This window comes from uncultured Chryseobacterium sp., assembly GCF_913776365.1.
Lineage (GTDB): Bacteria > Bacteroidota > Bacteroidia > Flavobacteriales > Weeksellaceae > Chryseobacterium.
In genome coordinates, this window is sequence record NZ_CAJYMO010000165.1 from 1 (window position 1) to 9,328 (window position 9,328).

The window sequence follows — 9,328 nt, forward strand, 5'->3', positions numbered from 1 at the left end:
GCTACCCTGACGGAAGTCCTGGATGCCGAAAATGCCCTGACGGATGCCAGACAGAACTACGCCAATGCGCTGCTGGACTATAAGCAGGCGGAGATCAAGCTGATTAAAGCGAAAGGTGAACTGAATACATTACAAAATCCATAATAAACTATAATGAAAAAAACTTTAATATATATCATCGTGGCGGCCGTACTGGTCGGTCTGGCAGCATACAAGATTGCCGGTAACAAAGAAAAACAGACCAAAGAGGTACAGGAAGTGGCCAAGCAGGTAGACAAGATCAATGTAAACGTCGTAACCGTATCCAGGGAAAATATCGATACCGATTATTCTGCCAATGGCACCTTTATCCCGAAACAGGAATCCAACCAGTCTTCTGAAATTTCAGGACGTATTGTAAGCGTATTGGTAAAAGAAGGTTCAAGGGTAGGGGCAGGCCAGGTTCTGGCAACCATTAAAAAAGATGCCATTGAGGTAGACGTTACCCAGGCGCAGAATAACCTGCAGAATGCCATCATCGACAACCAGCGGTACGAAAATGCCTTCAAAACCGGAGGCGTTACGAAACAGCAGCTGGATAATTCAAGATTACAGCTGAAAAACGCGCAGGCGGCAGTACGCGCACAGGGCGTAAGGGTAAACGATACCAGCATCCGTGCGGGGATCAGCGGTACCATCAACAAAAAAATGGTGGAACCGGGAATGGTGGTAGCACCGGGAACGGCTTTATTTGAAATTGTAAACATCAATTCACTGAAACTTTCCGTACTGGTAGATGAAAGCCAGATCGGAAGAATCGCCCTGGGCCAGGAAGTTCCGATTAAAGTGAATGTGTTGCCGGACGAATCCTTCAGCGGGCGAATCACCTTCATCGCTCCTAAAAGTGATGCTTCCCTGAATTTCCCGGTAGAAATCGAAGTTCAGAACAGAGGAAACCTGAAAGCGGGGATGTATGCTACGGCTACCTTTAAAACCAACAACGGCGCAGAAACCCAGAATATGCTGACGGTTCCTGCAGAAGCCTTCGTAAACGGGGTAAGCTCAGGCCAGCTGTTTATTGTGAACAACGGAACCGCTAAACTGATCACGGTACAGACCGGAAAAGTATATGGCGATAAAGTTCAGATCTTAAGCGGACTAAAAGGAGGAGAGCAGGTAATTACCAGCGGACAGATCAACCTCGACAACGGTTCCAAAATCAATATCGTAAAGTAAGAGCAGATGAAGTTAGCAGAAATATCCATTAAAAGGCCGTCCCTGGTGATCGTACTCTTTACGATCCTTACGCTGGGCGGTTTATTAAGCTACTCCATGATGGGGTATGAATTGATTCCGAAGTTTGAAACCAATATGGTTACCATCTCCACCGTTTATCCCGGAGCTTCTCCGGCAGAGGTGGAAACTTCCGTGACCCGTAAAATTGAAGATGCGGTAGGTTCCCTGGAGAACGTAAAAAAAGTGGAATCCTCATCGTATGAAAGTTTATCGGTGATCATGGTCCAGCTGAACACGGGCGCCGATGTCAACTATGCGCTGAATGATGCCCAGCGAAAGGTAAATGCCGTATTGGCAGACCTTCCGGATGATGTAGACCCACCGTCCCTGCAGAAATTCTCACTGGATGACCTTCCGATCATGACGCTGAGTATCACCAGCAACAAGCTGAACAATAAAGAGCTCTATGATCTCTTGGACAAGAAGATAGAACCGATCTTTTCCCGTGTCAACGGGGTGGCCCAGGTGGATCTTGTCGGCGGACAGGAGAGAGAAATCCAGGTTAATTTAGATGAAAAGAAATTGCAGGGATACGGGCTGTCCATCGGTGATGTACAGCAGGCCATCCTTTCTTCCAACCTGGATTTCCCGACGGGAGCTTTGAAAACAAGAACTTCGAGATCGACGATCCGTCTTTCCGGAAAATATAAAAATGTAGCGGAACTGAATAACCTGATCGTTTCCAACAGAAACGGAGCCCAGGTAAGGCTGTCTGATATCGCTACGGTTTTCGATTCACAGAAAGACACCGAAAAGATCGCAAGATACAACCAGAACTCCACGATTTTGCTTCAGGTAAAGAAACAATCGGATGCGAATGCGGTAGCCGTTTCAGAACTTATACAGAAAACCATTGCCCAGGTTCAGAACGATTACAAAGTGCAGGGGCTTAAGCTGAATATTGTAGACGACTCGACCGAATTTACGCTGGAAGCAGCAGACCACGTAATCTTCGACTTGTTTTTAGCGATTATTCTGGTAGCGGTGGTGATGCTGCTGTTCCTTCACAACATCAGAAACGCATTCATCGTAATGGTTTCGATCCCGATGTCCCTGATTGCCACGGTCATCGGAATGTACCTGATGGGCTATACCCTGAATTTGATGAGTTTACTCGGGCTCTCACTTGTAGTAGGTATCCTCGTGGATGACGCAATTGTGGTACTGGAAAACGTATACCGGCACATGGAAATGGGGAAAAGCAGGATCCGTGCGGCTTATGACGGAGCTTCGGAAATCGGGTTTACCGTAACCGCCATTACCCTGGTAATCGTAGTGGTATTCTTACCGATTGCGATGAGTTCCGGGTTGGTGTCTGATATCCTGGCGCAGTTCTGTGTCACGGTAGTTATTGCAACCATGCTGTCATTGCTTGCTTCATTTACCATCATTCCATGGTTGTCTTCAAGATACGGGAAACTGGTACACCTTACCGGGAAGAACGTTTTTGAAAGATTTATTCTTTGGTTCGAGAAACAATTGGAGAAATTCACCCACTGGATCACTGGCATTCTGGACTGGGCCCTAAAAACCACTTTGAGAAGAGTAATGACGGTGGTGGTAACTTTCATCGTCCTGATCTCTTCTTTTATGCTGGTGGCATTCGGATTCATCGGAGGGGAATTCTTCCCTAAAATGGACCGGGGACAGTTCCTCGTTCAGATGGAATTGCCGAAAGACGCTTCAGTAGAGAAGACCAACCAGGTGACGCTGGCCGTTGAAAAATACCTTAGAAATGATAAGGATGTAATTGATATGATCACCACGGTGGGGCAGCAGTCTTCCGGATTCGGAGGGGCACAGGCTACTTTGTACCAGTCTGAAATCCAGGTGATTTTAGTTGATAAATCGGAACGTAATGAAAGTACCGATATCAAATCGGCGAAGATCAAAAGAGCACTGGAAGAGAAATTCACCGGTGTTGAATTCAAAACGGCACCGATCGGATTGATGGGAGCGGATAACGCCCCGATTGAACTCGTGGTAACCGCTCAGGATAATGAAACTGCGAACAAAGAAGCAAACAGGATCCTTAACCTGCTTAAAAAAGTTCCGGGGTCAGTGGATGCCGAATTGTCAACCGACAGCGGTAACCCTGAAGTACAGGTGAATATTGACCGTGATAAGATGGCTGCTTTAGGCTTAAACCTTTCCAGCGTAGGACAGACAATGCAGACGGCATTCAGTGGGAATACCGACGGTAAATTCAGAGCCGGTGAATATGAATATGATATTAACATCCGTTTCGGTGATGCCAACAGACAGTCAATTGATGATGTGCGGAACCTGATGTTTACCAATCCTCAGGGACAGCAGATCAGATTAAGCCAGTTTGCCGACGTAAAAATGGGATCCGGACCGAGTTTGCTGGAACGTAGGGACAAAGCGCCTTCGGTAAAAGTAAAATCCAAAGTGGTAGGTCGTCCGGTAGGGGATGTCGCCAACGAGTGGGCAGCGATGTTCATGGATAATGAAAAAACAAAACCTGCTGGAGTATCGTACATCTGGAGCGGGGACATGGAAAACCAGACCGAAGGTTTCGGTACGTTGGGAATTGCCTTATTGGCAGCGATCGTATTGGTATACCTGGTAATGGTTTCCCTGTATGACTCCTTCGTCTATCCGTTCGTGGTATTATTCTCCATTCCGCTGGCACTGATCGGGGTTATGGTAATCCTGGCCATCACCGGAAACTCGCTGAACATCTTTACCATGCTGGGGATGATAATGCTGATCGGTCTGGTAGCAAAGAACGCGATCATGATCGTCGACTTTGCCAACATGCGTAAAGCGGCCGGGGCCAATACCCACGATGCACTGATCCAGGCCAACCACGCCCGTCTCCGTCCGATCCTGATGACAACGATTGCGATGATCTTCGGGATGATCCCGATCGCGATTGCCAAAGGAGCAGGAGCAGAGATGAACAACGGTCTCGCATGGGTAATCATCGGAGGTCTTACCTCATCGTTATTCCTGACGCTGATCATTGTACCGGTGGTATATTCCCTTTTTGATTCTGTTCTAAGAAGAATGGGCAAAGGGCAGCCGATAGATTACGAAGCGGAAATGAAAGCCGATTACAAGCACAGAGATTTAAGCGAAGACGGATTTACGCCGAAACATATAGACTAACTATTAATAATCAACCTTTAATTAACCGAAAAGCGTATCAGCAATGATGCGCTTTTTTTTATTCGATGAAAGATGTATTACACTGAGTTTTTTTAACCGCAAACCGGAGGTTCGACGCAGTCAAAAGTCACCAAAGGTGCAGATGCTGTATATCACGTGAATTCAAGACTATTTATCTGATGTAAAATACGTTGCATAAAATAAAAGCAAAGAGGTAATTAGAGATTTCTAAGCAGGGTTACTTTAAGGTTCACGTTAAATGAGCTGCATCAATCAATAGGGTCGGGCTTTAGCCCGACTTCATTATGACGCCATACATCCGGCTTTAGCCAAAACCTGTCCGCATGTAGCCAAAGTCCGATCATCAGGCATGCTGTAGTAAATGGGCTGAAATCAATTGTATTGACCATATACCTTATTTTAGATCGAACTCACGTTATATAATAAAGATGAATATCTGAAGGTATGACAGCGCACAAAAGTTTTAAAATCAAAGATTTTTATATTCCCTGGTTTAAAGGAATAACTATCCCAATAAGGTTATCGAAGCCACACGATCATCTGTCAAAATCTGTATCATCCCTGAGAAAATTAGCGTTCTTTGTGTTTTTTATCCCGGGCTTCCGGAAAATATCAGAATAAAAAAGACTCTCAGAAAACCTGAAAGTCTTGATGATGTATTTTTAGAAAATTAATCGGCCATTACTTCACCGGCTTTCCGGTAAACAAAGCTTCCGTAAATATGCCTTCTGGCAAAACGGCTCGGCGAATCGGAATTTACCATTTTGATGTAGGTATTTCTCGGCACACTCAGGTATTCATAAATATTTCCGTTGAGGTGCTGTACCGTAAGGATGGATTTTTCCAGGTAAAAATCCTGAATATTCGAAGTGGTGATGGTTTCCGTGTATTCTTCCTTGTATTTCTCCTGCGTTTCCGGATTGATGCTCACCAAAAAATGATAAGCCTCGATTACCGATTTGCTTTTCTCTTCCGCTTCCAGCTTTCCGGCTTCGTCGTTGATGAATTTATCAGGATGCGTGTCTTTCATCGTATTCCTGTAAATGGTCTTCAGTTCCTTTAACGTTACGTTTTTATCTACTTCCAGCAACTTTCTGTATTCGCCTAATTTTTTCATATGGTTGGATCCTTATTTCGGACTGCAAAATTAAGGTTTTTAATTGATAAATGGTAAGTTGTTCATTATTAATGCTAAAACAATTTTACTTAATATACTTTTTTGTCTCATTCAATACTGTTTCTATGAGCTTACAATCAGGATCATGCTATTTAAATTAAACAACTTATTTTTACCCATGACCAAAGCATTGGAAATATAGATTTCAGACTGATATCTTGCTAGATCTGGCTGTTGGAAATCATTAAAATAAATTGCAGTTTCATTAATAATACTTTTTTCAGGTTTACCTGCGAACTTTCCATAATGATTGGATTCTGATTTTAGAATACGAATTACTCTGTCATTTTTATCTCTCATTATTTCAATTGAAAAACCAATGGAACCGATATTTTTATTCTTAGCGTTTTTTATGATGCCTGAACCCTCAATAAGCTGTGTAGAATAATCTTTAGAATAGATATCAATGCTATCTAAATATTTATAATTTTTAAATTTTATTTGGTTTTGTAAATCAGTACCTGATTGTGCTGATGATGACGTTGAAATGAGAAGTACAATGAATAAAAATCTCATATTATTTATTTTCATGAAAATATTCATAAGCCAATCCATCTAAATCTCCGCCTTCAGAAATTAAATGATTGTCCTCATCATAGATTTTAAAACTTTCCTGTGAATTTCCTATAGCTGCTGATCCGTCCAGACCAAGCAATAGGGTGTAAAATGTATCTGTCAGAAGATCAGAAATCAAATCTTTTAATTTTTCAGATTGGTTTTCATTTAAATTTAATTCTTCAATTTTTGCTGATACCAGACTTCTGTATTCCGATTGATGATCGAAACATGAATTAAAAAATATTCTGTTTTTCCTGATAAAAGTTTTTTACAAATTCTTCAGCCGTCATTTAAATCATAATTTCCGATAAAGATAAACAAAAACAGGAGCCCCGAAAGGCTCCCGAAAAAATAAATATCAACAAGTAAAGCGTCTACAAAGCGAATACCTCGCTCATTTCTTTTGAGGCGGCAACCATCGCAATCAGCGCTTTCTCGGTTTCTTCCCAATGCCGGGTTTTCAAACCGCAGTCAGGGTTTACCCAAAGCTGTTCTGCCGGGATCACAGCCTGCGCTTTTTTCAGCAGCTCCACCATTTCTTCTTTGGAGGGAACCCTTGGTGAGTGAATATCATACACACCCGGACCAATCTCATTCGGATATTTGAAATCGGCAAAGGCGTTCAGGAGCTCCATCTGGCTTCGGGAACACTCAATCGTAATGACATCCGCGTCCATATCGGCGATATTTTGAATGATGTCATTAAATTCAGAATAGCACATGTGGGTGTGAATCTGAGTGGCATCTTCCACACCGCTGGCCGAAATACGGAAAGCCTCAACGGCCCATTTCAGGTAGCCCTGCCATTCGGAAGTCCGTAGCGGCAGGCCTTCACGGATTGCAGGCTCATCGATCTGGATAATGCGGATGCCTGCTTTTTCAAGATCAGTGACTTCATCACGGATCGCCAAAGCAATCTGCTTGCAGGTTAGAGAACGGGGCTGATCATCACGGACAAAAGACCACTGAAGAATGGTAACCGGTCCGGTCAGCATTCCTTTCACCCATTTTGAAGTTAAAGACTGGGCATATTCCGACCAGTAGACCGTCATCGGAGCCGGACGGTGAACATCTCCGTAAATCACCGGCGGTTTTACACAGCGGCTTCCGTAACTCTGTACCCAGCCGTTTTGGGTAAACGCAAACCCGGCCAGCTGTTCGCCGAAATATTCCACCATATCGTTTCGTTCAAATTCTCCGTGAACCAGCACATCGATTCCGATTTCCTCCTGCCAGCGGATGGTTCTTTCGGTTTCTTCTTTCAATAAAGCATCATATTGTGCGGCACTCACTTCTCCCTTTTTGAATTTTGAACGCCAGGCTCTTACCTCTTTGGTCTGAGGAAAAGATCCGATTGTAGTAGTCGGAAATAACGGCAGCTGAAGGATATCTTGCTGGGATTTTTTTCTGGCCTTGAACGGAGAAGATCTTTTCGCATCTTCTTCAGTCGTTACATCAACACGGTCTTGTACTTCGGGATGATGGATTAAGGCTGAGGTGCTGCGGTTTTCGATGGCCTTTTTATTTTCGGCTAAGTGCTGCAACGTATGGTAATCCGGGTTTTCCGAAACTAATTTTTTTAAGATTACGATTTCGTTGACTTTCTGCTTGGCAAATGCCATCCACTGCTTGATTTCCCCGGACAAAGTCTCTTCATTTTTTTCTGCATCAAGATCGGCAGGAACGTGGAGTAATGAACAGGAAGGAGCAATGAACACATGCCCGGAACCTATTTTCTGTACCGCTTTTGCAATGAATTTTAATGATTTATCGAAATCATTTTTCCAGATATTCCGGCCGTCAACAATTCCCAGGGAGAGGCTCAGTGTTTCAGGAATCGTTTGTAAAACCTCATCCAGCTGTTCGGGGCAACGCACGAGATCAATATGTAAAACATCTGCCGGCAGGGAAGAGGCCAATGAAAGATTGTCCTGCAAGCCTTCAAAATAAGTCGCGAGAATGAATTTCAGATTGGGAAACTGTTTACGGATTTCAGCATAGATTAATCGGTAGGTCTCTTTTGCTTTATCACTAAGATCCAATGCTAAAAACGGTTCGTCAAACTGAATGTATTCTGCACCGTGGTTTTCCAGTTCCTTTAAAATTTCAAAATAAACCGGAAGCAGCTTATTTGCCAGATCCAGCCTATCAAAACCTTCTTCTTTTTCTTTACCGAGCAAAAGATATGTTACCAAACCGATGATCACCGGCTTTGCCTGGATTCCTGCCTCTTTCGCACTGATGAATTCTTTAATAATCTTATCTGAGAACAGACTGAACTCCTGGTCCTTCCGGAACTCAGGAACAATGTAATGGTAATTGGTATCGAACCATTTGGTCATTTCCATAGCGGTAATGTCCAGACCTTCTTGCTGGAATCCTCTGGCCATGGCGAAATAAAGGTCCAGCTCATGTTTTTGGGCAGCGATTTCCTGATAACGCTGGGGAATGGCGCCTACCGTCAGCGTCATGTCCAATACCTGGTCATAATACGAAAAGTCGTTGCACGGAATCAGGTCGATGCCTGCTTCCTGCTGAAGTTTCCAGTTGTTTTCTTTGATGGTCCTGCCGGTCTCCAAAAGAGTGTTTACATCGGTTTTGCCTGTCCAATACTGCTCGCAGGCTTTTTTGAGTTCTCTGTTGCTACCAATACGCGGATAGCCAAGAATGTGCGTTTGCATGTTCTTAAAACTTTTAAATGAAACAATAATTTTAAAAGTTCTTCAGATGCTTCGCAATGCGCGCGGGGAAAGGAATTTTAAGGACTAGAAAGGATACCGTAATGACGTATTTTTCCCATAGGATATGGATTTGGTTTGAAAATCTTATTTTTTGACTCAAGTCGTTAAGTAAAATGCCGTAATTCCTGCCCATTCAAAGACAGAAAAGATAATAACGGGTATCCATCGCTTTACAGCAACAAATCCGCAGTTCACTGCAACTTAAAAATAAAAGTCCTGAACAAAATACATTCAGGTGGAAATTTAAACCAAAATACGTTCAAAATGCATCATCTGTATGAACCAAAAGCTCCAGACCGCGAGAGCATTGTCAATTCGGAACAGGCAGGTCTCCTGACTTGTAACAGTTTCTGTCATCCTTCCCGTTTGCACAGTGGATATACTCGGACAAAAACCTTTGGGGTATTACTTACAGTTGCGC

7 protein-coding genes and 1 riboswitch are annotated in these 9,328 nt (G+C 43.4%); of the genes, 3 read left to right on the forward strand and 4 right to left on the reverse strand.

What is annotated here, in order from left to right; genetic code table 11:
- From QZ735_RS08290 to QZ735_RS08300, 3 genes are all read left to right on the forward strand, one after another.
- Positions 1-144, forward strand: a 144-nt coding sequence (locus QZ735_RS08290; protein ID WP_294246803.1) for a TolC family protein, incomplete at its 5' end; no start/stop codon positions are given.
- Between the two features lie 9 nt (positions 145-153).
- Positions 154-1,215 carry an efflux RND transporter periplasmic adaptor subunit gene (locus QZ735_RS08295; RefSeq protein ID WP_294246788.1) on the forward strand — a complete coding sequence of 354 codons (1,062 nt, stop codon included), beginning with the start codon at positions 154-156 and terminating at the stop codon, positions 1,213-1,215.
- Positions 1,216-1,221: 6 nt separating this feature from the next.
- Positions 1,222-4,410: an efflux RND transporter permease subunit gene (locus QZ735_RS08300; RefSeq protein WP_294246792.1), complete on the forward strand. Its 3,189-nt coding sequence runs from the start codon at positions 1,222-1,224 to the stop codon at positions 4,408-4,410.
- A gap of 691 nt (positions 4,411-5,101) precedes the next feature.
- On the opposite strand, the gene QZ735_RS08305 is transcribed toward QZ735_RS08300, so the two are convergent.
- The 4 genes from QZ735_RS08305 to metE form a co-directional block, all read right to left on the reverse strand.
- Complete coding sequence (locus QZ735_RS08305; RefSeq protein WP_294246795.1) at positions 5,102-5,548, reverse strand: KTSC domain-containing protein; 447 nt, start codon at positions 5,546-5,548, stop codon at positions 5,102-5,104.
- 123 nt (positions 5,549-5,671) lie between these two features.
- On the reverse strand, positions 5,672-6,124 hold the full coding sequence (locus tag QZ735_RS08310) for a hypothetical protein (protein WP_294246797.1): 453 nt from the start codon (positions 6,122-6,124) through the stop codon (positions 5,672-5,674).
- Between the two features lies 1 nt (position 6,125).
- The gene (locus QZ735_RS19505) at positions 6,126-6,302 is read right to left on the reverse strand and encodes a hypothetical protein (protein WP_367117835.1); all 177 of its coding nucleotides are present in this window, start codon (positions 6,300-6,302) and stop codon (positions 6,126-6,128) included.
- Between the two features lie 238 nt (positions 6,303-6,540).
- A complete protein-coding gene (gene metE, locus QZ735_RS08320) occupies positions 6,541-8,847 on the reverse strand; it encodes a 5-methyltetrahydropteroyltriglutamate--homocysteine S-methyltransferase (protein ID WP_294246801.1) in 2,307 nt (768 codons plus the stop codon).
- Between the two features lie 365 nt (positions 8,848-9,212).
- Positions 9,213-9,328: riboswitch (cobalamin riboswitch) on the reverse strand. This riboswitch is flagged as partial in the annotation.

What these genes read in the sequence shown, in the direction of transcription:
- QZ735_RS08295 (WP_294246788.1), top strand. Translation starts at nt 154, where the DNA reads ATGAAAAAAACTTTAATATATATCATCGTGGCGGCCGTACTGGTCGGT.
- QZ735_RS08300 (WP_294246792.1), top strand. Translation starts at nt 1,222, where the DNA reads ATGAAGTTAGCAGAAATATCCATTAAAAGGCCGTCCCTGGTGATCGTA.
- QZ735_RS08305 (WP_294246795.1), bottom strand. Translation starts at nt 5,548, where the DNA reads ATGAAAAAATTAGGCGAATACAGAAAGTTGCTGGAAGTAGATAAAAAC.
- QZ735_RS08310 (WP_294246797.1), bottom strand. Translation starts at nt 6,124, where the DNA reads ATGAGATTTTTATTCATTGTACTTCTCATTTCAACGTCATCATCAGCA.
- metE (WP_294246801.1), bottom strand. Translation starts at nt 8,847, where the DNA reads ATGCAAACGCACATTCTTGGCTATCCGCGTATTGGTAGCAACAGAGAA.